A 26,030-nucleotide genomic window follows, 5' to 3' on the forward strand; every position below is an offset into this window, starting at 1 on the left:
ACGTCGGTTAAAGTGGAGAAGTCAACAAGCGTCAGTCACGGTGACGAAACGCTACCTTACGACTCGGATCAGGGGTGCTACGTGTCGCTTTCACCGGTCAACACCGACCGTATTCGCGCGGTTCTCCACGGCCACGATCTGAATTTCGGAGAGTCTTCGGAAGAAGAACTCGCCGTACCGACGCGTAATGCTGTCTATTTTTGGAACACCTCAAATCCCCACATCCTTCAGTTGCGCGCACATTGGCGTGGGATCGCAACCGATGACGCTCAGTTCGCTTCCCTTGTTGAAGAGGTGCGGCGCTGCAATTCAACGCGAACCGGCCCGAAGGCGTATCTCGCTCCTTTCGAGGACGGTCGCCGATACGGCTTGATCGCCGAATGCGACATTGTGGCGACGAACGGGCTTTCAGAAGCTCAGCTCGATGCGTTTTTCGAAACCTCGATGTCGATGATGATGGGGTTCTTCTCCGACCTTGAGGAGACTCTCTCCGACTTTGTGACGTGGAACGAGGAGGAAGATCACGCATGAGCACTCTTCCAGGCCCCTTCGCTATTCCGAACGATTCAACGACTCCGTACAAGGTGACTTTTGATCGTCTGATGCGCGCTTTGGCCGATCTCCAGTTCCAGGCCGATGTTTTGGCCGAAAACCGGGCCGCCGGTGCAGTCTTCGACGGCATCCCCTTCTTGCTGAGCATGGATTCTGCCGAGCGTTTCCTATCGATCCGCGCGGTATGGGACACCGATTTTGATGCCGAAACCGCGGGGCACCCGCTTTTCGCCGCTGCAGATTCGTGGAATCGTGAGAAGTACTTCCCGACCGTGTATTGGATGCTCGACCCCGAGGGCTCCCTTCAGGTCTGCGCAGATTTTGCCGTTGATACCTCCGCAGGATTGTCAGATCAGCAATTGACCGACCACCTGGGAGCCGGAATTTCGACGGGTATCGACGCAATCCGTTACATGCAAGAGGCAGCGACTCAGACTCTTGGGTGGAGCGCTCCCGAAAGTGCTCCCTATACGCAGTCTGATACTGACGTGCCCTTCCCTTCTCAAACTGACGAGGCCGGCGCTCCGCCCGCCCGCTCCGGTGCGGCTTTCGGCTTGGGATGAGCACTCACTCACAGGCCCTTCTTGACATCATTCGCGCTCGCGGAAATAGTGGTCAATTCGTTGATTACCGTTTTCTTCCCGCGCGCGCGGCTGAGTATGGTTCCTGGCCTGATTGGCTCCCCTCGTCCCTTGTTTCTGCATGGAAGAAACAAGGCGTAGATTCTCCATGGCTTCACCAGCTCCGAGCGCTCCAGGCAATTCACTGCGGTCACGATGTTGTCATTGCGACGGGTACAGGTTCAGGCAAATCCCTGGTCGCATGGATGCCCATCCTCTCTGACCTCCTCAATGCCGAGGTCTCGAGCCGCATTTCCGATATCCACCATCGGCCCACGTGCCTATATCTCTCGCCGACGAAGGCCCTGGCTGCGGATCAGCTCCACTCGCTCAATGAGCTCATTGGCGCGCTCCCCGAGCAGTTGTCCGTCGCGCTTGCTGATGGAGATACCCCTCGTGAAGCTAAGAATTGGGCGCGCGCTCACGCCGACATTGTCCTAACAAATCCGGACTATCTGCACTACGTCATGCTTCCAAACCACGAACGCTGGATGCGCGTGTTGGCATCCTTGCGTTATGTGATTGTTGATGAGATGCACCAGTGGCGCGGTGTGAGCGGAAGCCATATTTCCTTGGTTTTACGCAGACTCTTGCGTATTGCACGACACCTTGGCGCACGCGTTCAGGTGATCATGATGTCGGCGACCTTGTCAGATCCGCAGTCTGTTGCGCNGTGGGCCGAGGCCTCGGGAAGGGTACGCGTTGCACCCTCCCCCACGGATGACGCACCCGTGGAAGGTGCGGAAAAGACTTCGGTTTCACCATTGGCGAAGGGAGTTTCGGAAGGGTGCGACTGACGCTCTGTCATCGACTACTCCTTCCCTCTAGGCACCGCCTTCGAAGGCTTTATTTTAGTCATCAATACAGAGGTTTATCTATCTGAATGCTTGGTTTTTGCTCGGTTGACCGGGATGACTTTGCCGAATTTTTCCCATCCCTTATCTCGAGCCTTGACCCCGTACGTCGGTTAAAGTGGAGAAGTCAACAAGCGTCAGTCACGGTGACGAAACGCTACCTTACGACTCGGATCAGGGGTGCTACGTGTCGCTTTCACCGGTCAACACCGACCGTATTCGCGCGGTTCTCCACGGCCACGATCTGAATTTCGGAGAGTCTTCGGAAGAAGAACTCGCCGTACCGACGCGTAATGCTGTCTATTTTTGGAACACCTCAAATCCCCACATCCTTCAGTTGCGCGCACATTGGCGTGGGATCGCAACCGATGACGCTCAGTTCGCTTCCCTTGTTGAAGAGGTGCGGCGCTGCAATTCAACGCGAACCGGCCCGAAGGCGTATCTCGCTCCTTTCGAGGACGGTCGCCGATACGGCTTGATCGCCGAATGCGACATTGTGGCGACGAACGGGCTTTCAGAAGCTCAGCTCGATGCGTTTTTCGAAACCTCGATGTCGATGATGATGGGGTTCTTCTCCGACCTTGAGGAGACTCTCTCCGACTTTGTGACGTGGAACGAGGAGGAAGATCACGCATGAGCACTCTTCCAGGCCCCTTCGCTATTCCGAACGATTCAACGACTCCGTACAAGGTGACTTTTGATCGTCTGATGCGCGCTTTGGCCGATCTCCAGTTCCAGGCCGATGTTTTGGCCGAAAACCGGGCCGCCGGTGCAGTCTTCGACGGCATCCCCTTCTTGCTGAGCATGGATTCTGCCGAGCGTTTCCTATCGATCCGCGCGGTATGGGACACCGATTTTGATGCCGAAACCGCGGGGCACCCGCTTTTCGCCGCTGCAGATTCGTGGAATCGTGAGAAGTACTTCCCGACCGTGTATTGGATGCTCGACCCCGAGGGCTCCCTTCAGGTCTGCGCAGATTTTGCCGTTGATACCTCCGCAGGATTGTCAGATCAGCAATTGACCGACCACCTGGGAGCCGGAATTTCGACGGGTATCGACGCAATCCGTTACATGCAAGAGGCAGCGACTCAGACTCTTGGGTGGAGCGCTCCCGAAAGTGCTCCCTATACGCAGTCTGATACTGACGTGCCCTTCCCTTCTCAAACTGACGAGGCCGGCGCTCCGCCCGCCCGCTCCGGTGCGGCTTTCGGCTTGGGATGAGCACTCACTCACAGGCCCTTCTTGACATCATTCGCGCTCGCGGAAATAGTGGTCAATTCGTTGATTACCGTTTTCTTCCCGCGCGCGCGGCTGAGTATGGTTCCTGGCCTGATTGGCTCCCCTCGTCCCTTGTTTCTGCATGGAAGAAACAAGGCGTAGATTCTCCATGGCTTCACCAGCTCCGAGCGCTCCAGGCAATTCACTGCGGTCACGATGTTGTCATTGCGACGGGTACAGGTTCAGGCAAATCCCTGGTCGCATGGATGCCCATCCTCTCTGACCTCCTCAATGCCGAGGTCTCGAGCCGCATTTCCGATATCCACCATCGGCCCACGTGCCTATATCTCTCGCCGACGAAGGCCCTGGCTGCGGATCAGCTCCACTCGCTCAATGAGCTCATTGGCGCGCTCCCCGAGCAGTTGTCCGTCGCGCTTGCTGATGGAGATACCCCTCGTGAAGCTAAGAATTGGGCGCGCGCTCACGCCGACATTGTCCTAACAAATCCGGACTATCTGCACTACGTCATGCTTCCAAACCACGAACGCTGGATGCGCGTGTTGGCATCCTTGCGTTATGTGATTGTTGATGAGATGCACCAGTGGCGCGGTGTGAGCGGAAGCCATATTTCCTTGGTTTTACGCAGACTCTTGCGTATTGCACGACACCTTGGCGCACGCGTTCAGGTGATCATGATGTCGGCGACCTTGTCAGATCCGCAGTCTGTTGCGCAGACGATGATCGGACGCGAGAAGGTCGATGCCATCACCGAAGACACATCGGGGCGCGGCACTCATCACGTTTTCATGTGGGAGGGGCGCGAGGTTCCTCGCGAAGATGAAGTCTCAATTGAGTCTTTCCTTTCTGCCCTGCAAGCCGCCGAGGCGGGTGAAGAAGCAGTTCTTGAGGCACCTACTCAGCGCATTTCTGCACAAACCGAAGCCGCTTTGTTGTCCGCAGAGCTGGTCCGCAATAATGCGCGCCTTTTGACCTTTGTCCGCTCTCGAGGCGGCGCAGAAACTGTCGCTGCTCAAACTCGCGAGAATCTCCACGACAGTCCCGAGCTTGCCTCTACCGTTGCCGCATACCGGGGAGGTTTTCTCCCCGAAGAGCGACGCGCCTTGGAAGCCGCGCTCCGCTCGGGTCAGCTTCGAGCCTTGGCAACCACTTCCGCTTTGGAGATGGGGATCGATATTTCCGGTTTGGACGTCACGATCACTGCCGGTTGGCCGGGTACGCGAGCATCTTTCTGGCAGCAGGTTGGTCGGTCGGGACGAGCCGGCGCGGAGGGTATTTCCGTTCTGATTGCTGGTGATAACCCCCTTGATTCTTTCCTTGTGCACCACAGCGATGAGATCTTTTCCCCTGTCGAGGCCGCAGTTCTTGACCCCGATAACCCCTGGGTTTTGCGCGATCACCTGTGCGCCGCCGCTGGAGAAATTCCTCTTTCTGACAGGGAAGCCACCGAAGTATTTGGACCGCGAGCGCCCGCACTTTTAGCGCAGCTTGGCGCCGAAGGCCAGCTTGTAAACCGCAGTGGTGGCTGGCGCTGGAATATCACCTCCGGTGAGCAACCCTGGGATCGAATTCAGATCCGTGGCAGTGGTCGGGATGTTCAAATCGTTGATGCTCGAAGTGGAAGCATTATCGGGTCGGTCCCTCAAGATTCTGCGGATTCTCAAGTATTTCCCGATGCGATTTATGTTCATCAGGGACGTACTTTCCATGTCCTTTCTCTTGAGGAGGGACCCGCAAGGCTGGCATACGTTGAAGAAGTTCGCACCCCCTTACGAACCAGAGCACAAGACGCTGTCTCCATTCGCATCGTTGATGTGGATGAAGAGTGGGTCAGTCCAGATTCCTTGGTTCATTGGTATCGAGGTAGTGTCGATGTCACGCGCCAGGTGACTGATTTTGATCTTCTTCGTCTCCCTGGTCTGGAATTCATTTCGAATACTCGCCTTGCTATGCCCGAACGTACTTTGCGTACCCAAGCGTGTTGGTACACCCTCTCGCCATCAACGATGGCTTCTCTAGGAATTGATCGAGGCAGCATCTTGGGTGCTCTTCACGCTGCTGAGCACGCATCTATCGCCCTACTGCCACTGTGTGCAAATTGCGATCGTTGGGATTTGGGTGGATTGTCAACAAATCTGCACACGGATACGGACTTGCCGACGGTTTTCGTCCACGATTCGTATCCTGGTGGCGCGGGTTATGCGCATTTTGGATTTAAGCATGCCAGAGAGTGGATTCAGCGCACTTACCAGGCTGTCGCAGAGTGCCAGTGTCACGATGGCTGCCCACGATGCATCCAATCTCCCAAATGCGGCAACGGAAATGAACCCCTGTCGAAGGAGGGGGCGCGTCGCCTCTTGGAGTTCCTCTGTGAGCATTCCCCCTTCGAAGAGATTCCCAGAAAACTTCCAGATACAAAATAGTATCCACACAGCATGGTTTCTTATATTTAAGTCATCGAGAGTTGGACCCCGCTTAAGCGGGGATGCCACACCGAAAGACTTTTCGGGAAACTCGCACTGTGTTGATGGGATACTTGAGGGGCCAGCCGGGGGGCAGGCCCCTCAAGTGCATCTACGGGGTCAACACCCGCTCGAGCGGAGCGCCCAATCATCCATCCCCATGCACCTTTAAGACGAATCCTCACGATGGTATCGACGCCCTCGCACCGGCATGAGCTCAGTTGCGCGCCATTGCTTTCTGCAACTTCTTGCGCTACTTGGCACGCTTTGTCCTCAACGTCCTCCCACTGAGCAGTCGCAGAAATGTCCGCGCCTGCCAAGGCACTCAGATCCGCGATATCTTGAGCCCGATTCAAGGATACAAGGAAAACTGCGCACACAATTCCCGCACAGGCGAGCACCATGGCAAGTGCGACAACTCCGATCACCATCACGGTTCCCGAGCCCTGGTCAGCGCTCCGTCCTTTCGTTCTATCGGCCCCAGATTGATCCACCACAGACATCAGTCTTCACCGCCGACAAGAGTGCTCTCACGTAAACCTTGGTAGCGACAGTGCGCGTGAAAGCCCAGGACTCCAGCAGGACCCCGATAAGAACTTTCAGCTGAGCCATAGATCCAGCGCTCATCGCTGCTGAATTCAAAGTGAAGGTTACTCAGTCCTGCGCCTACTGCTTGGGCAGCTTGCATGCCGTTACCTCCGCGAGCGCTTTCACGCACGCCAATTCCCAGTGCAGAACACAATGTCTGAGTGGTCATTGATGCCGCAAACACCGAAATGACTATTGCGATCATGACGACGATTGAGAACGTTCCCAGTGCAATTTCAACGCTCACCATGCCTTCATCTCCCTTTCGATCAGGCGAAGGCACGGTGAGCTGAGCGCGCCTACTCATGAAAAACTCAGTGCCGTTGAAATGAGGTGCTCCAGCGCCGACTGAACGACACCGGATTTGAGAACGACGAGAAGCAAACCGGCAAATCCAGCGGTCGCAAGGGCACCGATCGCGTATTCAACGGTCGTCGAGCCCTCTTCCGCGTCGCAATTTTCTTCCCGCATGTCAGCACTCTGCGTTGTCATGTTCTTATTCATGGGAGTCTCCTTCCTGTGTTGTCCCACGTCTTCGAGAGTGCCCCTTTTTTAGCCTGCTTATCTCTTCTGCCTCACGAATCTGTGGATGAATCGTCAGCACGCGAATACTGTGGAAAACTTCCTTGAAAACTGTCAGATTGCACTGTGAGCGAGCGTGATCAACACGGGAACGACACCTAAGCAGATAAATGCCGGCAACATGAGAAGCCCAAGGGGCACAACAAGCCTCACACCCAGTTCTTCGGCGCCCGCCCGCGCATCTGTAAGACGCTTCTTTCGGGCCGTAGCGCCAAAACGGCGCAATTGTTCGTCTACTGCTGCACCCCGCGTCCATGCCTCGCGAAGGACCTCAGCGACCTCAAGGTATTGCTCTGGGCAGTCCTCCCAGGCAAGTTCCCATTCGAGTCCCACAGTCAAACGCGTCGAGACAAGACTCAACTCTTCACGATCTGAGCAGCGTCCAAGACATTCCAATGCCCGAGGAATTGATGCTCCAGCATCCAAAGCTGCTGCTATGAGGGAGCAGACAAGCGCCGTATCTTCACTTCCGTCTTCATCCCATCTGCGCTGGGACGCTCGGATCATCGACACTGATACCCACCGTCCGGCAAGTAAAAACGCCAATCCAACGATGCCGCACGCCGTCCCCGCACCTCCATCGGCAAGGACAGGAAAAGGATTAATCCCCATCACGCTCACCGCAAGCAGAGCTACAACCGGAAGCAAGTTGAGGATTTTTGCCGAGAGCGCGGGCCCGGCTCCCGCAATTCTCCTGGCTTCTTGCGCCTCGTGAAGATCATCGAAACTATCGGCAAGACAATCCAAAACCTGGGCAAGAGGTGCTCCAAGAACTGCTGAGATCCCACAAGCCGCACGAATACTCCGAAAGTGTTCGCCAGCTTGAGTAATGACCTCCCTAGGAATTCCCCACTCATCGCACTCCCCTTCCCCGCAACTCTTCACTCGGCTCACTTCCTGCCACGCTTGTTGCGCGGGAATACCGACCTGCAGCAAAGCACTGACTTTGCGAAGTTTCTGCGCAAGCTTTTCGGCGTCAATGGATGTCTTTTGGCCGCCCTCGTTCTTTCTTCCCGAACGAGGCCAGCGCACGACTTTCTCCGCAGGGTGCGGATCCCAGGCTTGAACGCGAGTGAACTGCCGCGCTCGCATTACGAATCCCGACTGAGCACGCGACGCAATTCTTCCCAAGCAGGACCGGTCGAACCGCGGCCTCGGCGATCAATGCGGTAGGCGCACGAACAGGTGAGCTCCCCGCGCTCGAGCCCGAAAACCCCAATTTGGGCAACGCGTCGGCCAGTATTCCCATCACATCCCACGCTCCTTTCCATGTGTACGACAAGGTCAAAAGCCGCACGGGCCTGCACGTGTGTGGCTTCAGCGCTCATCCCCGCGAGTGCTCCAAGAGCGCTGAGCCTGGCCGGAACTTCCGCGGGAGTATTGGCGTGAATCGTCGCAAAACTACCGCGGTGCCCGGTATTGAGGGCACTCATAATGTCGCGCACCTCCCCACCTCGACACTCTCCCAAAATGATGCGATCGGGTCTCATTCGCATTGCAGCGCGCACAAGCTCAGAAAGAGTAATTTCGCCTCGGCCTTGAGTGTTGGCCTGACGTGCTTGAAGGTGCACGACGTGCGGGTGCGCGGGGTGCAGTTCGCTCATTTCTTCAATACAGATCAAGCGTTCATTTACCGAAATACTGCTCAAAAGCGCGGAGAGCAGCGTTGTTTTCCCACTCCCCGTCGCCCCAGAAATGAGGACATTGCAACGCACTTCAAGCATTCGACTCAGAATTTGTTGCGTGGTGTCATCAATACTCGCTCCCTTGCGCATCTGTTCAAGAGTGAGGCCACCCCGAGCCGGAATACGCAAAGAAATGATCGTTCCCTCACCGGAAAGCGGCGGAATCACCGCATGAACTCGGACCCCCATGGGCAAAATTCCGTCAACTATCGGCACAGCATCATCGAGGCGTTTGCCGCAGATCGCCGCCATTGTGATGGCCAAGGCTCGCACTTCTTCCTCACTAGAAAAGCCATCGTCGATAGGCTCCACACCCTGCCCACAATCGACCCAGACCCGAGTGGAATTGACCAAAATATCGGTGATTCCCGGAAGACGAAGCAAGGGTGCAAGGACTTCCCCGAGTCCATTGAGGCGCGCATCGAGCTCTTCTAGCGCGGATCCGACATCCCCTATGCCCTTCCCCGGGGCTTTGAGACGCATAATCGCTTCATCGAGCGCTTCTCCCGCAGTGCTCGCCATCAGGAGCGCGTCAGCCACACTCATTCTTGCGCCTCCATGCGTTCCCACAGTTGTGCGCGCGCTTTCCTTCCCCTTCTCCCCTGACGAGGCCGCATCCCCACTGCATAGATCGGACGGGCACTGGTGTGCACGATACGCGTGATTTGCGAAAGCGAAATCAGACCGATGCTCGCCCTGCGCGCCAAAAAGCAAGACGAGGCTTGTGGAGCAATGAGTGCATACGTTGGGCACGGTGGAGGATTGGCAGCGCTGAGCGCACATAAACGTGCCGCTCCAAGCGCGTCACCGTGACCAAGGAGAATGAGGACATCGATAGACTCCCCAATTTCCGCACATCTTGGTCCCCACAGTCCCAAATCACAGACGATGCTTTTTTCGCCCTTCAGCGCTGAAATCACAGCGGGTACCCGTGAATCGTCTGCGTATGCGCCGCCGCGTGCATCCCCTCCCAAATAGGAGACTCCGCGGCTCACCGGAAGTTCTCGGATCAGTGAGGGAAGGAAGAAGCGCTCACGGACGCTGATCGCAGACCAGGTTGCAGCCTCGGCAGGGGGAGTGAGAAGAGTCCCTCGTGAAGCACGCAAAGGACCGGGGCCAGAAAGATTGACGCAAATACTGCCAGTATCGCGACACAGATCCCATGCAAGGGTGGATACGCCCGCTCCCCCGCTCCATCCCGCGATCCCCACGCACATGCGGCCAGCCATGGAACCTTGAGCAGCCATCCATCGAGCCATATCGGCCGCGAGTAACTGGCCAAGGAGCTTTTCACCACCGGGAAGTTGAACACTCTCACCCACACAGATGACATGAAGTCCCAAGTGCTCCCAAACTGAGCGCTGTGAGGAATCCGCGATTACCACACTGACGAGGTCCTGGATCCTTCTTCCCTCCTCGTGCGAAGTGCTGCGCGAGGATCCGTTTCGACCATCATTGAGTTCATGGGGGCTTCCCTGCCACATGCTCATCCCAAGAACGGCACACACTGCACGCAGTGATTCCACTGCCCGCCCTTCAAGCCCATTCCACGCAACGATTCCCATTCGCGTCATTCCTCAAGCGTGAATATTCCTTGTACAGAATGCACGTGCCCCATCTGAATCTGTGGAAAACTAGGAGTAATCCCAATTCTGTGGATAGCAATGTTGCATCCACACCAACTGAAGGTGCCGATGATGTCCACTCTCAACGAAAACATCGATTCCCCGAAACCTCCTTTTCCGGGGAAAAATCGCCAAGCACTCGCAGAAGATAGCCACATCGCCGCATTTTTCGATCTCGACAAGACCATCTTGGCCACGGCCTCGGCAATGGCGCTGAGCACCCCGCTGGTCCACGCGGGTGTCATGAGTCGCTGGGATTCCCTGCGTGCAACCATCGTCCAGCTCCCCTACCTCTTCACCGGTGCGGACGATGACCGGATGCGATCGATGATGCATGCCCTCGGTGAACTCACTCGCGGCTGGGACCCTCAATATGTAGAGAAAATCGTCAACAGTGTCACGAGTTCAAGCATCGCGCCCCTGTGCTACCGCCAAGCCCTTGCGCTCATCGACCACCACCGACTCCTGGGTCACCACGTTGTCATCGCCTCCGCCTCACCCATGGAGATAGTCCGGCCAATCGCCCACCTGCTTTCAATTCCCGATGCGCTATCCACCATTGTTGGACGCGGACAAGACGGGCTGGTCGATGGGACGATCACTCACTTCAACCACGGAGCCGGAAAAGCCGAAGCCTGCAGAAAACTCGCCGAAGAACGCGGGTGGGATCTCAGTCAGTCCTACGCTTACACCGATTCCGTGTCGGATCTGCCCATGCTTGAGCTTGTCGGCCATCCCCAGGCCGTCAACCCTGATCGGTCCCTTGCCGCAATCGCCCGCGAGCGCGAATGGCCCATCCATACCTTCACCCAGACCGTTCGGATTCGCAGTCGAAAGCGCACGCGCATGACGCTGGCCATGATTCCACTGGCCCTCGTGGGTGGGATCGGAATCGGGTATTGGGCACGCCGCTCAATTCCCAGCAAATAGCGGCATACTTGACATATGTCCAAACTGTCCTTGCCGCCCGGCTCCGCTCTGCGCTCAGCGTTCTTCGCTGCCATCTTTGCGCCCGTTGCTTTGATCCTCATGGGAATGTCCCTTGCGGATCTTCAAGCACGTGCGGCTATCGGCGTACCCTTGGCCTCCGTCGAGGGCATGATTGGTATGGCGTTTTCAGCCATCATTTTGGGCATGATTTCAATTAACTGCGAGCGTCATTCCATCGGAATGTTCGTCGCGGCCGCTTGGGCGCTTATTATCGGTTTCCTGCAGACTTTTGGTTATTTCCGCATTCATTTCCTTGTTGCGGCAAACCTTTCAGCCGATGACATGTCCGCTGCTCAGCGTTGGAATCTCTACCCGGTGTGCGTGGCCGCAATCCTTCTAGGTTCGGGCGTTGCGTTGGCCCTGACACACCGCGCCTGCGCGAAGAACCCAGAGGCTGAGGAGCTCATGCCTTTCGAGCGCCACCAAAGCGAACGTATTGCTGTTGCTGTTGCTTCCCTCCCCTTGGGTATTGGCGCCCTGGCGCTGCTCATTCGTTGCGCTCCTACCGATTCTCTTCCTATGGCCGCACGAGGCCTGAGCGGGGTTGTCGCACAAACTCCGCTCCAGCCATTCCTCAGCGCCGCGGTCGCTGAAATTCTTGGCCTCGTAGCTTTGGCTTCCCGTTGGTCAATGATCGGCCCTCAAGTCATCGCATGGACCTACATCATTCCCGGGTTCTTGTTGATCCCTCTGGGAACGACCCTCACTGGCGTCGTTGTCACTCCGGGTCCCTCTTTGGGGACACAGGTCCTCATGTCTGCTTCGACGATCGCCGCCTACGGAATGATCCTCGCGGCATCGACTCTGGGAATCTATTGGGCGCGCCGCTACGCTACGAGCGACTCATCTTCAAACGATTAATTCGCTAAATGTGGCGCTTCTCGGCGGGTAATCCCCCATCCCGAGCGTTTTCTCGTTATCGTCAGCACGAGAAGAGGAGGCCTCATGTCTGACCAGGAACACAACGAAGCATCGCCCGAAGAAGTCAAGGACGAAGCGATTCACCGCAACGAAAACGAAGAATTGCCGCTGACCGGTGAAGAAGTCACTCTCCCGGGCGAAGCATCTGCTACCGAAGACATTATCGGCGGCGCTTCAGTTACTGAGACCAGCCAGGTTGAGCCGGTTCACATGGGCGTCACCCCCACTTCCCTCGACGATGTTCTTGCCTCGCGCGCGCAAGACGAACAGCCTGAGGACAGCGCTTCCGAAGACCAGTCCGCAGAGGAGTCCACCGATTCTTCCTCCGACGAGGCCCAGGGTGAGGCCCTCGCCGAAGAACCCGTGCACGAAGCCTCTCCCGCCGAAGAGCCCGCAGAAGCCGAAGCGAGCGTCGAGGCCGCAAGCGACACCCCCGAAGAGCCGGAGAGCAACGGCGAGCCCGTGAGTGTCGAACACGAGGATGCTCCGCTCGAGGAAACCCCCACCCAGGCACCCGAAACCCACGATGTCGAAGACGCCTCGGCCTCACACGAGGAAGCCCCGGCCTCGGAAGAAGCAGTGCTCGTTGACGAAACTACCCAGGATTCCCCCGAAGAAGCAGCCGAGGATCTTCACACGACCACGACGATCCCCGCCGCAAGCGACGCGGTCGAAGAAACACCCGAGGCGGACGAGGCCTCGGCCCCTGTCGGTGAAGTTCCCGATGCGCTTTCGCGTCGTTTTGGCGACCAAGCTGAAGTTTCTGACGACTTCCAAGAAGACGAACTCGAAAGCACAACCATTCGTCGTCGCGCTTTCGTTGCCCCGCAAGAAGAATCTCCCGTCACCGAGGCCGCGTGGAAGCCTCGTGAAGACGCCGCTGAGCGCAGCGTTCCTCAGGACACCCCTGAGAGCCTCGATGATGTTCTCTTCGAGGGCGCCTCCATCGTTCCCGAAATGCCATCACGCACCGGTGCGCACCTCTTCTCCTTCATCTTGGGGATCCTTGCCCTGCCTATCACCTGGTACCTCGTCGCCGACGCGGGTGCCCGAATGACCCTGCCCGAAGGCAACCCGGCAGCGACCGGCGTCATCAACTGGCTGGCAATCACGGAACTGGCCATCGCTTTCGTTGCGATCATCGCGCTTTTTGAAGCATTCAAGCGTTCTTCCTTGGGAGCGTGGATTGCGGGAATGTGCTTCCTTGCCGCTGGTATTCCTTGGGTTTTCGCCCCGGCTTTCACCAGCGCACACACCGTCTCCCTGCTGCATTTCCTGCAAAATGCCGGCTCCTTCGGCTCGAACCTTGCCCACCATTTGCAGGCATCGGGCTACTCTGGTCGCCTCCTGATCCTGGGCATTGTTTTGATGGGCGTTGCCTCGCTGTCTCACTCGGCACGTCGACGTGGGCGCGCGGAAGAAGCCATGCGTGAGCAGGTCGAGCGCGTGAATCCGACGGGCGCGCACTACACCGCCCGCGAGCGCCGCCGCGCTGCAAAGGCAGCTGGTCTGCGGTGAAGCCCGAGGTTTCTCGCACCCTTCTCGAGGCGCCCGGCCCGTGGGTTCACCGCCGGGTTTCGGCCTCGGGGGCCTCATTCCACGTCGCTGACGCGGGTCCCGAGGACTCCTCTTTTGCCGTGATCTTGCTCCACTCCTTCCCCATGACGTGGTGGACGTGGCGCGAGGTGATCCCCGCATTCACCGAGGCTGGAATCCGCACGATTTCCATGGATATCCGCGGCTTTGGCACCTCGGATCTCACTCCCGGGGAAGTCGAGCTCACTCAGCTTGCATCGGATGTGGCGGCCGTGGCCTCGGCGCTGGGAATTTCTTCCTACACGGTCGTCGGTAACGGAATGGGCGGGGTAATCGCGTGGATGCTCGGCTCCCTCGAACCCGCCGGTTTGCGCTCGATTGTTCCCGTGTGTGCTCCCCACCCCCTGGGTGTGCACTTCCTTCGTGGACTTTCTTCACGAGGCCGAGGCCGCTGGTTCTCAACCCTGCTCTCGCGCCGGCCGCGCCTGACTTTCTTCGCGTCAAAGTCAGCGTGGGTGGATCGTTCGATTTCGCAGTGGGCAGCGCCTTTCACGCAGGACCACATGCTTTCGCAGGCGGGTGTGTATCGTGAGGCGCTTTCGCGTCACGTTGCTATTCGCTCTGCGTGGCAGTCTCTTCAGGCCACTTTTAGGCCCTCGTTCGCGTCAAAGGATGTTTTAACGCGCAAGGTCGAAGTTCCAGTTTTGTCGATTCAAACGCGTAATGACGGGCTGTGGTCACACGTCGACTTCGCCGATGATGTTCAGGCAACCTCGGGCGAATTCACCATGCGCGCGCTTTCTGAGAGTGGTCATTTCCCGCAGGAAGAAAATCCGCGCGCACTCGTCGCTGCAATCCTTCCCTTTATTCGCGAGGCTGCCTCGCTGGAGTAGAGAATTGGCACGCATCGCTACGAATTTACGCAAAGTGTGTGCAAATCTGTGTTTTAGCTCGTTCACCATGCATAATAGTTACGACTATCACACGGTGGCTCTTTCGTGCTGGGCTGCCGTCTTAGAGGAATAGGACAGCTCAGGAGTCGGCGGCGCTGGCTAGCGGCGCTTGCGAACAGAACGGAGTTCCGGCTTTATGTATGGAGACGCAAACTTCATCAACCAAGTGCCGCTTTTCAGCGGACTTGATGAGGCCCAACAGGTATCGCTGCAGCAGAAGATGGGTCAAACGACGCTGCGCCGCGGTGAGACCCTCTTTGATGAAGGCGATCTTGGCGACCGCCTGTACATCGTCACCGAAGGAAAGGTGAAGCTGGGGCACACCTCAAATGATGGCCGCGAGTCCCTGCTTGCAGTCCTCGGCCCCGGCGAGATTCTTGGTGAACTCACCCTCTTTGATCCAGGCCCGCGTTCAACCACCGCAACTGCTGTTTCTCCCGCGACGCTGCTCCACCTGCAGCACACCGACCTCATGGAAATCGTCGAGGCAAACCCGACCCTGGCAAAGCACATGCTTCGTGCACTGGCTCAGCGTCTGCGCCGCACGAATGAATCGCTCTCGGACCTGGTTTTCTCCGATGTCCCCGGTCGCGTCGCCAAGGCTCTCCTCGATCTTGCTGATCGCTTCGGCACTGCAACCGATAAGGGCATCCACGTTCCTCACGACCTCACCCAGGAAGAGCTCGCACAGCTCGTTGGCGCTTCTCGTGAGACCGTGAACAAGTCGCTGGCCGACTTTGTCTCCCGCGGATGGATCCGTCTGGAGGGCCGCGCCGTCACTCTGCTGGACGTTGATCGCTTGGCACGTCGCGCGCGCTGATTCAGTACGACGTATAACGGTGGGCTGAGCAGGTACATCACCTGCTCAGCCCACCGTTTTGTCGCCCGCTTAAATGAGCGGGATCAGTCGTTCTTCGGTCGCTTCAAATACGCCACCAAGCTATCCGAACCAGTCGGCCCTGGAACAACCTGGACGAGTTCCCAACCGTCGGCACCCCACTGGTCGAGGATTGCCTTTGTCGCGTGAGTCAGAAGCGGAATTGTTGCATATTCCCATGTAGTCATAGCGCTATCCTACGACACCTTCACCAAGGCCTCATGCTCCAACGGGCACGGCGATGGGCCTTTCTCGGAGGACCTTGGCTGAGGCTCGAATAGACTTCATCGATAAACTCTGCGGGACCCGAGGCTTACGCAGCTCAACGGCAAGGGGGTCCGGGGAATAGTTGAGCCACTTCGACCAATCGTCAACATTCGGGTACACCCGCAAGATCATGCGTCGTTCGCGTTCCGTAAGTCCTCCCCAGACGCCGAAGGTCATCCGCGATTGAAGCGCATCAGCAAGACATTCGAGGCGAACTGGACATTCCATGCAGCGCATCCGAACTTGCCTCTGCGCTGCCCCTTGTACGAATAGTGCATCGGGTTCTTTTTCTGCACACAATGCATACTCCACCCAGCTGTGGTCATCAATCATTGATTCCACCCTCTCCACATCTGCGGTCAACATTGACCTCCCTTTAAGAGACTACACATGAAATTCACATAAGTGAAATTGGGACTATCTCGATCCAATTGCCCCCTTGTCCTTGATATTCAAGGCATTGCCTGTCTTCCTCTGCCTTTCACCGCGCCGGGCACGTATCCTGTACCTATGGCTCAGTCGCATACACGCTTCGTTCGACCCGCACAGCTGGTGGCGCTTTTGCTGTCATTCTTGGCCGCATCCGCACTTATCGGCGTGGTCAGTGCTGGCGTCTTAGTGCCGGCCGTCGGAACCGGTGCAATCACAGCGAAGGCGGGGATGGAGATCTTCGATGAGATCCCAACCGACATCCAAGTCGTCTCCCCCGCGACCGAGTCCACGATGCTCGATACGAACGGCCAAGTGATTGCCCGTTTCTACGATAAGCAGCGCATTGTTATCCCCTCGGACAAAATCGCACCCGTCATGAAGAAGGCAATCGTCGCCATTGAAGACCGACGCTTCTTCGAACACCACGGTGTTGACCCCACGGGTATTGCCCGCGCAATGGTCAATAACCTCGGTGATGATGGCGGTAAGCAAGGCGCATCGACCATTACCCAGCAGTACGTGCGTAATGCTTTGGCTGAAAAGGGCTATATGGAAGGCGATGCCGACCAAGTCGAGGCCGCAACCGAGCAAACCACTGAACGTAAGCTTCGCGAAATCAAGTACGCCCTCGCCGTCGAAAAGCAGATGGACAAGGATCAAATCCTCACTGGCTACTTGAACATCGCTCCCTTCGGCCCCATCACCTACGGTGTCGAAGCCGCCTCCAAGCTTTACTTCTCCAAGTCCGCAAGCGAACTTTCCACTGGCGAGGCCGCCCTCCTCGCCGGCCTCGTGCAGTCCCCGGTGCAGTACAACCCCCTTCAGCATCCCGAGGCCGCGCAAGAACGCCGCGATACCGTGCTTTCCGTGATGGCTGACCAGGGCATCATCACCGAACAAGAAGAAGCAGAAGCAAAGGCCGTCAGTGTCTCCGACATGCTTCACCCCACGCAGATCCGTGAAGGCTGCTCGGGGGCAGGGGATGAGAACGCCTACTTCTGTTCCTATGCCGTGCGCCAATTCCTCGCCGATGAAGCCTTTGGGAAGACCTCTATTGAACGTGAGCGCCTGCTCAAGACCGGCGGTCTGACCATCCGCACGACCTTGGATCCCAAGAAGCAGCACGCGGCCTATGAATCCTTGACGAAGACCATTCCATCCAACGATGCTTCTGGTTTGGACGATGCCTTGGTCTCTCTAGTCCCCCAGACAGGCGAAGTTGTCGCCATGGCGCAGAACACCGTGTATGGCGTGGGTGAAGACGAAACCATGTCGAACTACGCGGCTGATGGTTCCTTCCAGGTTGGATCAACCTTCAAGGTCTTCGTCTTGGCCGAATGGTACAAGGAAGGTCGATCCGGCTACGAAACCATCGATGGGCGGACGAACTTCCCCAATGGGTCATTTAAGTGTGATGGCGAGCCCGTCCACACTGAAAGCTGGAACGTCGTCGACTTGGCGGGCAAGGACGGTGCTTTCAATGTCATCGGCGCAACCGGCCTTTCGGTGAACCACTCCTTCGTCAACATGGCCTCCAAGCTCAACTTCTGCAATATCTTCCAGGTAGCGGCCGATATGGGTATTGATGACGGAAACGGCGAACCGATCTTGGCCGTTCCCGGTAACATCTTGGGTTCTGCTTCTGCTTCGCCGCTGAACATGGCTCGTGCTTTCGCGACCTTCATCAACGATGGCAAGATGTGCCAGCCCTATTCGATCGCGAAGGTCACTGACCGCCAAGAGAACGTTCTTAAGGAAGGTTCTGCGAACTGCAAGCAGGTCATCGATTCCCAGGTCGCCCAAAAGGTCGCAACAACCCTGACGAAGTCGGCAAGCCAGTACTACACAGCTACGCGACTGTCGGGTGGTCGCCAATTCGCCGCTAAGTCTGGTACGACCGACTATTCGGCGAACACCTGGCTGACCGGATCGACCGCCGAGCTCACCACCGCGGCGTGGGTTGGCCACGGCAACGCCTCGACGACCCCGGTTCAAAACGTTCGCATTAACGGACGCTACTACTCGCAAATCTTCGGTGAAACCTTCGTTGGTCAAAACATTTGGGCGCCGTACATGAGCACGGCTCTAGAGGGAACACCCAACAAGCCCATGCCCAATGCAAACATTGGCGCGCCTCAGGCGGTCACGCGGGCAACTCAAGCACCTACTCCCAGCGCCACGCCCGCTGCTCCCCAGAACCAGGGAGAAGGAAACGGGCCTGGGGATGATGACGATGAAGGGGATGACTGACCGATGAGTACGCGTCGCCTCGCCACTAGCGCCTTCCGAGGCGTAGCTGCCCTTGCTTTGGGCGGTACTGCTGCTCTCGCCTGGGGGAGCGTCGAGCGACGCCGTCCCATAGTCCGTCACTTCGACGTTCCTTTATCTGCACTATCGACCCCCATGCTGCGTTCTCAGACCCGCATGGCGAAGGTGCTTCACTTTTCGGATCTTCACCTCTTCCCCGGCCAGGAATTCCTCATCGATTTCCTTCAGCAAGTTCGCGATACCGAGGAATTCGATTACGTCATTTCAACCGGGGATAACTTCGGAAGCCCCGATGCTCTTGGCGCGGTTATTCAGGCACATGAGATTTTTGCCGACTTCCCCGGCGCCTTCGTTTTCGGCTCAAATGACTACTACTCCCCCAAGCGCAAGAGCTGGACGCGCTACCTCAGGCCTCGGGGATCGGCGAAGGTGGACCGCGCGGTGGACTTGCCGTGGACGGAACTGGCTGCGCACCTGCGCTCGATGGGGTGGGCGGACCTCTCGAACGCCTCGGCGTATCTTCAGGCGGAAAACGAAAGGATCGCCGAGCCTGACCTCCCCATGGTGCTTCCCGCGCCCCTTGCCCTCCTTGGTGTTGACGATCCGCATATTAATCGTGATTCCATCAATGGCCTCTCGCAGCGTTGGCTCAGCCCCGATGCCATTCGTATCGGTGTCACTCATGCGCCCTACACGCGCATCCTCGATTCGATGACTCACTTGGGAACCGAATTGATTCTCGCTGGGCACACACACGGTGGCCAGATTGGTCTTCCGGGCGTGACCTCGCTGGTGACGAATTGCGATCTTCCCCGCGAGTTCGGCAAGGGATTGCACGTGTGGGAAACCGGAGTGAATGAGTGCTCGTGGTTGCATGTTTCGGCTGGCCTTGGAACCTCTCCCTACGCCAAGGTTCGGATTGCGACGCGCCCCGAAGTATCAATTCTGACGATTCACGACTGATTAGTAGAGCTTTCTCTCCGCTGAATCACGGTGATTGTGCCCTTTTTGGCGCGCGCCGCGCATGTGAATTTGGCGCAGTAGCTTCAGGCGGCTATACTCATACGGTCACGGGGTGTGGCGCAGCTTGGTAGCGCGCTTCGTTCGGGACGAAGAGGCCGTGGGTTCAAATCCCGCCACCCCGACGTGATTCCCGCAGTATCTTTTGATGCTGCGGGTTTTTTCTTACCCGTTTACACAGTCCCAACTTCTTCGTTGTCCGCGCACGCCGAGCACTTGCCCTGATAGCGTGGCGCTATGAACGCTTCTCAACCAGCTCACCGCCCCTTCCTGGTGGCCGTCTGCCGTCCAGATGGCATTCTTGCGCGCGATGAACTGGCCTCGATGAAGGCTATCGGCAGTCTTGACGACCGTGATCTTCACGCTCTTCCCCTTGTCGATGAGGCATCACCTCACCCGGTGAGCGACATTGACCTTGAGCAGTACTCGGGCGTAATCATCACGGGTTCTCCCTTCGGATTCGAGCACCCGCACGAGAAGAAGACTGACGAACACCTGCGCGTAGAAGAACGAATTGATGCTCTTGCCGCCGTCCTCCTCAAGCGTGATTTCCCGACCTTTGGAATTTGCTTCGGCATCCAATCCCTTGCACGAGCTTCCGGGGCTCCCCTTGTTCAGGGGTTCTCCGAAGATCTCCAAGCTCCTGAGATCACTTTGACCGAGGCCGGGCGCGTAGATCCGCTCACCGGGGCTCTTCCCCCAAGCTTCTACGCATATACCGGGCATGCGGATGCCATCGGCGCCATTCCCACCGGCGCCGAGCTCTTGGCAACGGGCTCACGTTGCCACGTTCAGATCTTGCGTTGGGGCCACAATATCTACGGCACTCAATTCCATCCTGAAATTACGCGTGAAGGCATGCATCTTCGCATTGATACCTACGGGGACACCTACTATCCTGCGGAAGAAAAGCCTGCCGTTATCGCGCGCTGCGATGCGGCAGATACACAACCCGCCCACGACCTTTTGGCATCGTTTATCCACCGTTACAAGCGAGCCTGACGAGGGGGAGCTATGGCCATTTCTTTTGCTCAGTCCGAGCGTTCAACTTTGGGCGTGGAATGGGAACTCCAGCTGATCGATGTCGATTCAGAAGATCTACGCCAGTGTGCGGGAGCCATCCTCAGTGAGATTTCGGCCCGCTATCCCGACGACACTCTCATCCACGGTGAGATGCTGCGAAACACGATCGAGTTGGTCTCGCGCAAACAAACCCGAGTGAGGGACGCGATTGCAGATCTCAATGAGGGACTCGATCTCTTACGCCCCGTGACGTCTGCGCTTCGCGTGGACCTGACCGGCGCAGGTTCGCATCCCTTTGCAAATCCCGCCCATCAGCGTGTTTCCGACTCTGAGCGCTATGCAGAACTCGTGAATCGCACGCAGTTTTGGGGTCGCCAAATGCTGCTCTTCGGCACCCACGTCCACGTTGGGATCGAGGACCGCTCAAAGGTTCTTCCACTGCTTGGGTTCCTCGCAACCCACCTTGGCAGGCTCCAAGCACTCTCGGCCTCGTCGCCCTACTGGGCAAGCACGGACACGGGGTACTGCGACAACCGCGCGATGGTCTTCCAGCAGCTGCCTACCGCTGGAGTTCCGCAGCTCTTCACCAGGTGGGAAGAGCTTGAGGGCTATACCCAGGACATGAAGAAGACCGGAATCATCTCAAAGTTCGATGAGATCCGCTGGGATATTCGCCCCTCGCCCAGGCTTGGGACCCTCGAGGTTCGCGTATGCGACTCTGCCTCCAATGTCGCCGAAATTGGCGCGATCACTGCACTGATCCACTGCCTCGTCGAATATGGCTCACGCATCCTGGACCGCGGCGAAGAACTGCCGAGGACATCGCCGTGGTTCCTCGCGGAAAACAAGTGGCGCGCGGCGCGATATGGAATGGATGCCGTCCTCATCGAAGACATCCACGGCAACGAACGGCATATTGACGATCTTCTTGATGAGACCGTGCGCGAACTGGAGCCCATCGCTGACGATCTTCAGTGCCAAGAAGAACTCGACTTCATCCACACGCTGCGCAGTGTCGGCGTGGGTTACCAGCGCCAGAAAGCGGTCGCCGATGGCTCTGGCAGTCTCGAGGCCGTCGTCGCTCACTTGCGCGCTGAGACCGCAGCTGGACGCCCGCTCGCCCCGCAGGTGACTGCTGGGACCACGACGGAAGGGGCACGTTCGCCTCGTCCGGGAAACCGGAAGTAAACGCAGACAATGAAAGTGGGCGACGCAGCATTTCGCGCGCGTCGCCCACTTTTTCGTGCCCGCAAAGAGCGGGACTATTGGTGAGATCTAGGTCAGCCCTGCTTGCCGAAACGGCGGAAGAACATGGCCAAGAGTGCACCGGAAAGGTTGTGCCAAACCGAGAAGACTGCGCCGGGAAGCGCGGCCTCGGGGCTGAAGTACTTCGTTGCCAAGCCGGCTGCCAGACCCGAGTTCTGCATACCAACTTCGATTGCGGTCGTACGAGCTGCACGGTAATCGCCGCCCGAGATACGGCCTGCGAAGTATCCGAAGAAGTAGCCCAGCAGGTTGTGGAGGATGACCACGACGAAGACGATGAGTGCGGATTCCATGATCTTGTCGGCGGACTTGCCAACGACTGCTGCCAGCACGTAGGAGATGCCAAGGACCGAGATCCAGGGAAGAGCCGGGAGGATCTTTTCAACGTAGCGACCGGCAAGCATACGGACGACGATGCCTGCGACGACGGGGATCAGAACGATCTGAACGATTGCGAGCGCCATGCTCTTTGCATCAACGGGCATGTACTGACCGGCCAGCCACTTGGTGAGAAGGGGGGTCATGAAGGGCGCCAGAAGAGTGGAAATCGAGGTCATGGTCACCGAGAGTGCAACGTCACCCTTAGCCAAGTAAGAGATGACATTCGAGGCAGTGCCACCCGGGGCACAACCGACCAAGATGACGCCGGCTGCAATTGCCGGATCGAGGTGGAGCAGCTTGGCCAGAAGAAAGGCAACTCCAGGCATGATCACATACTGCGCGATAACACCGACGATGACGGGCAGGGGGCGCTTCACGACAAGGGCAAAGTCGGGAAGGGTCAGGGTCAAGCCCATGCCGAACATGATGATGCCCAGGCCGATGTTCACACCCGAGGCGAGCTTTGCTGCATGGGTCGGGAAAATCAGACCCAGAGCGAATGCCGCAATAATGATGAGCGGAAATACGGTAACCGCAATGCGGGCAGAACGATCTTCTTGAGAAAGCTCGGGCTTGGCGGCAACCGAGGATGGGACGGTTTCTTCGCGTGTATCGTTTGTTGACATACCTATAACATTGCGCCGAGAATTCAGTTCGCGAAAATTTCATCTCAGAGCATGGGATATCGGTGAGCGCGGGCACATTTTCCGCGTATTTCTTAGGTTTCCCTAAGTGAATAGGCCCACTACACTGTTGCCCATGAATCAACGTGGCTCGAAGATGCGAAGCTTGGTCCGGCACGGGTGGCTCTCAAACGAACACGGCGCCTGGGTCATGACCATTCTTCCGATCGCTGTCGGAATATGCACTGTCCATCCCCAGCCCATTCAATTCCTGCTCCTTGCAGCCTGGACCGCCGCCTATTGCAGCTTCCATGCTCTGAGCCTGTACTGGTCAGCCTCTCCCAAGCGCCGCCGCACCTACCTTCCGGCTTTCCTCACCTGGGCGAGCATAGCTGTCGTGTGCGGGGTTCCGATTATTGTCATGCGCCCGCATGCCATCGCACGGATCATCATTCCCATCACCCTTTTTTGCGCAGTTGCGACTTACGAGGCCTTCCGCAAGCGCCGCCGCTCCATTGCCTCCCATGTGTCGAGCGTTCTTGCGAGTTCGTGCACCCTCCCCCTGTCGATCTGGATTACCTCAGAGAGCTATTCGCAGTACAAACTGTGGTGCGCAGCGGTAGCCGTCGCCGCCTACATGCTGGGGTCTATCGTCTACGTCCGCTCCCTCATCCGCGGGGCAAATAAGCCATCGGTGTATATCGTCTCCGTTGCCTGGCACTTGGCACTTGTGGTCGCATGCCTGATCGGAGTGCTCATGCATGTTCTTCCCGGCGGAGTACTTCTGGCTTTCGTCGTGATCGCCCTGCGCGCGATCCTTATCCCCGCACTGCGTAAGATCAAGCACCTCAAGATCCCTCCCCTGATCATCGGTCTTGGGGAATACGTCTCCTGTGCCTGTCTCTTCTCGGCGGTCCTGGCAATCGTCGCCTAGTCGACTATTACCCGATCGGCGATAATGGGGCGTATGAACTTTATTCTGCGTCTCATTGGAACGGCGCTGGGCCTATGGGTCTCAGCTGCTCTTGTCCCGGGAATTACCATTGCGCGCGGTACATCCCTAACGGAAACCGTCGTCATCTTGGGTTTGATTGCACTGGTATTCACCGTCGTAAACTCCATTGTTCGACCTCTCATTCAGATTCTTACCTTCCCGCTCTACATCCTCACCTTCGGCCTTTTCGCCCTGATCACAAACGGCATTGGCTTCCTGGTGGCGGGTTCGATTGCAGACTCCATGGGCCTGCCCTTCTCCGTTTCCGGCCTTGGCGCGGCCGTCATTGGTGCCATCATTACCGCTGTTGTCTCCTCGCTTTTTGGAGGACTCACGGGCGCTAAGAAGAAGTAATTCACCAGTGCCGTCTGGCCTCGAGCCACTTCTTAAGAAACTCGGCGGGTATCAAAAATGTAGGAACGCGTGCGCGTCGCCTCGGTGATACCCAGCCGAGTTCTTCTTTCCTCTTCCCAGTGAAGCACGTCCTCGATATTGCGATAGCGGCTCGCGTCCACCGATTCGCACTCTCGAATTGCTTCGGTGTAGGTCGCAATATCGTGAGCGGCAATGGGATTGTCCTGCCCTTGTTTCCTCTCTAAGTGCTCACTGTCAAAATGCAGGGTCAATGCGTGGCCGCGATTCGCATTCGCTCCACCGTCAAGTGCGGGGACAATGTCACGCGTGTTTTCCATATTCAGCATGGGAACACTTGAGTCGGGATGGAATCCCGCGACCGGTGACCCTGCGGTCAGCACCGAGGCAACGCGGTAGTGCGAGCGCACCTGCGGATCTGCGGCCAACTGTGCGGCAATAATCCCACCTTGAGAGTGACCCACAAACTCAACGGGCTCATCGGACTTGATCCCCGCCATATCCATAGAAGTTTTTACTGCCCTGAGCTGATCGGAATTCGATTGCCCAACTGCTTGAAGATTCGTCAGCATATCTTGGGGATTATCTTCGCCCGGCCCCCACTTTTGCGTCCCCCTGATCATGACCGACCACGCTCGATGCTCCCTTCCATCACTGTCTACCGTCACGTGCTGAAGAATTTCAATTTGCCCCTCGTCTGCACTGGAGCGAAGTTGCCCGATACGTTCCAACGCCTCCGAAGCCTTCAACGGGGTTTCGACCTTCTCCAGCTTGGAACCCGCCTGGGGACGCGAAACCTGCGATTGAGGAGAGGCAGTATGCGGTGGATAAGCTGCTACAGCGTTAACCGCATAGACGACCGCGCCGAAAGAACCGCAATATTCCGTCGGGCGCCCTCCCTGCGCAACTCCCAAGAGTACTTGGCTTGTCGGCCCAGACGGCGCGTCATCGGGAAGGTTCTGCGCTGAAATCCTCACCCCCGAGTGCCGACCAAACATCAACCATCCCATTGCTGCATACAGCGTTGACATCTGTGCAGCAGCATCTCGAGTAACCTCAACGTCCGAACGCGATGAAGTCCCATTGACCAGCCGAGATAGTTCAGCAACATCCATTTGTGTACGTAACCCCAAAAACGCATCCGATGGCTGGTAAACAAAGGACAACCCATGGGTGCTAATCGTTCCTATCCCATGAAAGACGCCAAGCGGCGCAAAGAGGAAAGGAGCATAAGGATTGAGGTATTTGCCCAGACCTGCGATCTTTCGCGATGCCGTCAATCCTCCCGCCCACGAAAGCTCTCCCATGCTGCCGCCCAGCCTGCGCACGGTTTTCTGGTAGGAAGCGGCGTCGGCCTCGGCAGCGGCATGGATGGACGCAACGTAAGCAAGCCTGTCCGCACAACTACCAATCTGCTCGCTCAGTTGTGCACCCAGAGCACACAGACGTTGCAAAGCGCCCCCACACTGATGTGCACACAACTCCTGATTGAGCGAATGCGCCGCATCGAGCTGACTATCAAGGGCCTCGCGAATCCTTCGCAGGAATAGAACATCATCGACAAGCGCCTCAGTATCGATGCGCGTTGTATCCGAAGAAACCACCATCCATGACACGCACTGCCCACTCATGTCTGAGCCCCCGCTGCCGCGCTCTCAATTTCGGCTAGGTCGCGCACTTCGATTGCCAACGCCGCCCACACCCGACAGTCATTGCGAATCTGCTCAATTTCTGCGCGCGCCCCTTCACTTCCCTGCCCCGTCCACGAATCAAAAGAATGAGCACGCAGTTCTTCGCTGATCGCAACGCAATTGTCTTCAATCACCTTCAGTGACTGGCACACCGCAATGAACCACATGAGCTCAGCCTAAAATTGCCTACCCCGCCCCCACAGAGCGCACCA

Annotated in this window: 28 protein-coding genes and 1 tRNA gene; 18 read left to right on the top strand and 11 right to left on the bottom strand. The window is 57.4% G+C overall.

All coding sequences use genetic code 11. The features are described from left to right. Positions 1-81 precede the first annotated feature (81 nt). The 6 genes from BQ8011_RS01665 (at position 82) to BQ8011_RS01690 (ending at position 5,685) form a co-directional block, all read left to right on the top strand. Positions 82-531, top strand: a complete 450-nt coding sequence (locus BQ8011_RS01665) for a YbjN domain-containing protein (RefSeq protein ID WP_034501088.1) — start codon at positions 82-84, stop codon at positions 529-531. Beyond that, the gene (locus BQ8011_RS01670; protein ID WP_034501087.1) at positions 528-1,115 is read left to right on the top strand and encodes a type III secretion system chaperone family protein; all 588 of its coding nucleotides are present in this window, start codon (positions 528-530) and stop codon (positions 1,113-1,115) included. Before BQ8011_RS01665 ends, BQ8011_RS01670 begins: the two co-directional genes overlap by 4 nt. Then, positions 1,112-1,969, top strand: coding sequence for a DEAD/DEAH box helicase (locus BQ8011_RS01675; protein WP_077209660.1), 858 nt, complete (start codon positions 1,112-1,114; stop codon positions 1,967-1,969). Before BQ8011_RS01670 ends, BQ8011_RS01675 begins: the two co-directional genes overlap by 4 nt. Positions 1,970-2,213: 244 nt before the next feature. Next, positions 2,214-2,663, top strand: a complete 450-nt coding sequence (locus tag BQ8011_RS01680) for a YbjN domain-containing protein (RefSeq protein ID WP_034501088.1) — start codon at positions 2,214-2,216, stop codon at positions 2,661-2,663. Beyond that, on the top strand, positions 2,660-3,247 hold the full coding sequence (locus tag BQ8011_RS01685; RefSeq protein ID WP_034501087.1) for a type III secretion system chaperone family protein: 588 nt from the start codon (positions 2,660-2,662) through the stop codon (positions 3,245-3,247). The genes BQ8011_RS01680 and BQ8011_RS01685 overlap by 4 nt, the downstream gene beginning before the upstream one ends. Next, a complete protein-coding gene (locus BQ8011_RS01690) occupies positions 3,244-5,685 on the top strand; it encodes a DEAD/DEAH box helicase (RefSeq protein ID WP_072456976.1) in 2,442 nt (813 codons plus the stop codon). Before BQ8011_RS01685 ends, BQ8011_RS01690 begins: the two co-directional genes overlap by 4 nt. A gap of 26 nt (positions 5,686-5,711) precedes the next feature. Here the strand turns inward: BQ8011_RS01690 and BQ8011_RS01695 are convergent, their stop codons facing one another. The 6 genes from BQ8011_RS01695 to BQ8011_RS01720 all read right to left on the bottom strand — a co-directional run bounded on the left by BQ8011_RS01695 (position 5,712) and on the right by BQ8011_RS01720 (position 10,153). Beyond that, positions 5,712-6,221, bottom strand: a complete 510-nt coding sequence (locus BQ8011_RS01695; RefSeq protein WP_231945337.1) for an Rv3654c family TadE-like protein — start codon at positions 6,219-6,221, stop codon at positions 5,712-5,714. Between the two features lie 5 nt (positions 6,222-6,226). Continuing rightward, complete coding sequence (locus tag BQ8011_RS01700) at positions 6,227-6,619, bottom strand: hypothetical protein (protein WP_072456980.1); 393 nt, start codon at positions 6,617-6,619, stop codon at positions 6,227-6,229. Beyond that, positions 6,616-6,816 (bottom strand): DUF4244 domain-containing protein, encoded by a 201-nt coding sequence (locus BQ8011_RS01705; RefSeq protein WP_072456982.1) that lies wholly within the window; start codon positions 6,814-6,816, stop codon positions 6,616-6,618. The genes BQ8011_RS01700 and BQ8011_RS01705 overlap by 4 nt, the downstream gene beginning before the upstream one ends. A gap of 132 nt (positions 6,817-6,948) precedes the next feature. Further along, positions 6,949-7,986, bottom strand: a complete 1,038-nt coding sequence (locus BQ8011_RS01710) for a type II secretion system F family protein (protein ID WP_072456984.1) — start codon at positions 7,984-7,986, stop codon at positions 6,949-6,951. After that, positions 7,986-9,125 carry a TadA family conjugal transfer-associated ATPase gene (locus BQ8011_RS01715; protein ID WP_072456986.1) on the bottom strand — a complete coding sequence of 380 codons (1,140 nt, stop codon included), beginning with the start codon at positions 9,123-9,125 and terminating at the stop codon, positions 7,986-7,988. The genes BQ8011_RS01710 and BQ8011_RS01715 overlap by 1 nt, the downstream gene beginning before the upstream one ends. Continuing rightward, complete coding sequence (locus BQ8011_RS01720; protein ID WP_072456988.1) at positions 9,122-10,153, bottom strand: hypothetical protein; 1,032 nt, start codon at positions 10,151-10,153, stop codon at positions 9,122-9,124. The genes BQ8011_RS01715 and BQ8011_RS01720 overlap by 4 nt, the downstream gene beginning before the upstream one ends. Positions 10,154-10,276: 123 nt before the next feature. Here BQ8011_RS01720 and BQ8011_RS01725 point away from each other — a divergent pair, with 123 nt between their 5' ends. The 5 genes from BQ8011_RS01725 (at position 10,277) to BQ8011_RS01745 (ending at position 15,424) form a co-directional block, all read left to right on the top strand. Then, positions 10,277-11,134, top strand: a complete 858-nt coding sequence (locus tag BQ8011_RS01725) for an HAD family hydrolase (RefSeq protein WP_083430016.1) — start codon at positions 10,277-10,279, stop codon at positions 11,132-11,134. Between the two features lie 15 nt (positions 11,135-11,149). Further along, complete coding sequence (locus BQ8011_RS01730; protein ID WP_072456990.1) at positions 11,150-12,055, top strand: hypothetical protein; 906 nt, start codon at positions 11,150-11,152, stop codon at positions 12,053-12,055. An 84-nt stretch (positions 12,056-12,139) separates the two neighbouring features. After that, complete coding sequence (locus BQ8011_RS01735) at positions 12,140-13,633, top strand: hypothetical protein (RefSeq protein ID WP_072456992.1); 1,494 nt, start codon at positions 12,140-12,142, stop codon at positions 13,631-13,633. Further along, positions 13,630-14,544: an alpha/beta fold hydrolase gene (locus tag BQ8011_RS01740; protein ID WP_072456994.1), complete on the top strand. Its 915-nt coding sequence runs from the start codon at positions 13,630-13,632 to the stop codon at positions 14,542-14,544. The genes BQ8011_RS01735 and BQ8011_RS01740 overlap by 4 nt, the downstream gene beginning before the upstream one ends. A 196-nt stretch (positions 14,545-14,740) precedes the next feature. Further along, complete coding sequence (locus tag BQ8011_RS01745) at positions 14,741-15,424, top strand: Crp/Fnr family transcriptional regulator (protein ID WP_034501070.1); 684 nt, start codon at positions 14,741-14,743, stop codon at positions 15,422-15,424. Between the two features lie 83 nt (positions 15,425-15,507). Here BQ8011_RS01745 and BQ8011_RS08905 read toward each other — a convergent pair whose 3' ends face one another. Both BQ8011_RS08905 and BQ8011_RS01755 read right to left on the bottom strand, forming a co-directional pair. Continuing rightward, a complete protein-coding gene (locus tag BQ8011_RS08905; RefSeq protein WP_072456996.1) occupies positions 15,508-15,669 on the bottom strand; it encodes a Sp36 family protein in 162 nt (53 codons plus the stop codon). Positions 15,670-15,700: 31 nt separating this feature from the next. After that, complete coding sequence (locus tag BQ8011_RS01755) at positions 15,701-16,114, bottom strand: WhiB family transcriptional regulator (RefSeq protein ID WP_407639758.1); 414 nt, start codon at positions 16,112-16,114, stop codon at positions 15,701-15,703. A 144-nt stretch (positions 16,115-16,258) separates the two neighbouring features. Here BQ8011_RS01755 and BQ8011_RS01760 point away from each other — a divergent pair, with 144 nt between their 5' ends. The 5 genes from BQ8011_RS01760 (at position 16,259) to BQ8011_RS01780 (ending at position 21,679) form a co-directional block, all read left to right on the top strand. Next, positions 16,259-18,430, top strand: coding sequence for a transglycosylase domain-containing protein (locus tag BQ8011_RS01760; protein WP_034501180.1), 2,172 nt, complete (start codon positions 16,259-16,261; stop codon positions 18,428-18,430). A gap of 3 nt (positions 18,431-18,433) precedes the next feature. After that, positions 18,434-19,411, top strand: coding sequence for a metallophosphoesterase (locus BQ8011_RS01765; RefSeq protein WP_034501068.1), 978 nt, complete (start codon positions 18,434-18,436; stop codon positions 19,409-19,411). 108 nt (positions 19,412-19,519) lie between these two features. Next, a tRNA-Pro gene (locus tag BQ8011_RS01770) sits at positions 19,520-19,593 on the top strand. Positions 19,594-19,705: 112 nt separating this feature from the next. Then, positions 19,706-20,470, top strand: a complete 765-nt coding sequence (locus tag BQ8011_RS01775; protein WP_034501066.1) for a glutamine amidotransferase-related protein — start codon at positions 19,706-19,708, stop codon at positions 20,468-20,470. A 12-nt stretch (positions 20,471-20,482) separates the two neighbouring features. Further along, positions 20,483-21,679: a glutamate--cysteine ligase gene (locus tag BQ8011_RS01780; protein ID WP_034501063.1), complete on the top strand. Its 1,197-nt coding sequence runs from the start codon at positions 20,483-20,485 to the stop codon at positions 21,677-21,679. 92 nt (positions 21,680-21,771) lie between these two features. Here BQ8011_RS01780 and BQ8011_RS01785 read toward each other — a convergent pair whose 3' ends face one another. Continuing rightward, the gene (locus tag BQ8011_RS01785) at positions 21,772-22,764 is read right to left on the bottom strand and encodes a bile acid:sodium symporter family protein (RefSeq protein ID WP_034501061.1); all 993 of its coding nucleotides are present in this window, start codon (positions 22,762-22,764) and stop codon (positions 21,772-21,774) included. A gap of 133 nt (positions 22,765-22,897) precedes the next feature. Between BQ8011_RS01785 and BQ8011_RS01790 the strand changes: the two genes are divergently transcribed. Beyond that, positions 22,898-23,695, top strand: coding sequence for a YwiC-like family protein (locus BQ8011_RS01790; protein WP_231945338.1), 798 nt, complete (start codon positions 22,898-22,900; stop codon positions 23,693-23,695). Positions 23,696-23,728: 33 nt separating this feature from the next. Continuing rightward, the gene (locus tag BQ8011_RS01795; protein WP_072456997.1) at positions 23,729-24,109 is read left to right on the top strand and encodes a phage holin family protein; all 381 of its coding nucleotides are present in this window, start codon (positions 23,729-23,731) and stop codon (positions 24,107-24,109) included. 32 nt (positions 24,110-24,141) lie between these two features. On the opposite strand, the gene BQ8011_RS01800 is transcribed toward BQ8011_RS01795, so the two are convergent. Both BQ8011_RS01800 and BQ8011_RS01805 read right to left on the bottom strand, forming a co-directional pair. After that, entirely contained in the window at positions 24,142-25,758 is a 1,617-nt protein-coding gene (locus BQ8011_RS01800) for an alpha/beta hydrolase family protein (protein WP_072456999.1), read from the bottom strand. After that, on the bottom strand, positions 25,755-25,985 hold the full coding sequence (locus BQ8011_RS01805; protein WP_072457001.1) for a hypothetical protein: 231 nt from the start codon (positions 25,983-25,985) through the stop codon (positions 25,755-25,757). The genes BQ8011_RS01800 and BQ8011_RS01805 overlap by 4 nt, the downstream gene beginning before the upstream one ends. Between the last annotated feature and the right edge of the window lie 45 nt (positions 25,986-26,030).

The sequence above is a fragment of the Actinomyces marseillensis genome (assembly GCF_900155605.1).
In the GTDB taxonomy this organism is placed as follows: domain Bacteria; phylum Actinomycetota; class Actinomycetes; order Actinomycetales; family Actinomycetaceae; genus Pauljensenia; species Pauljensenia marseillensis.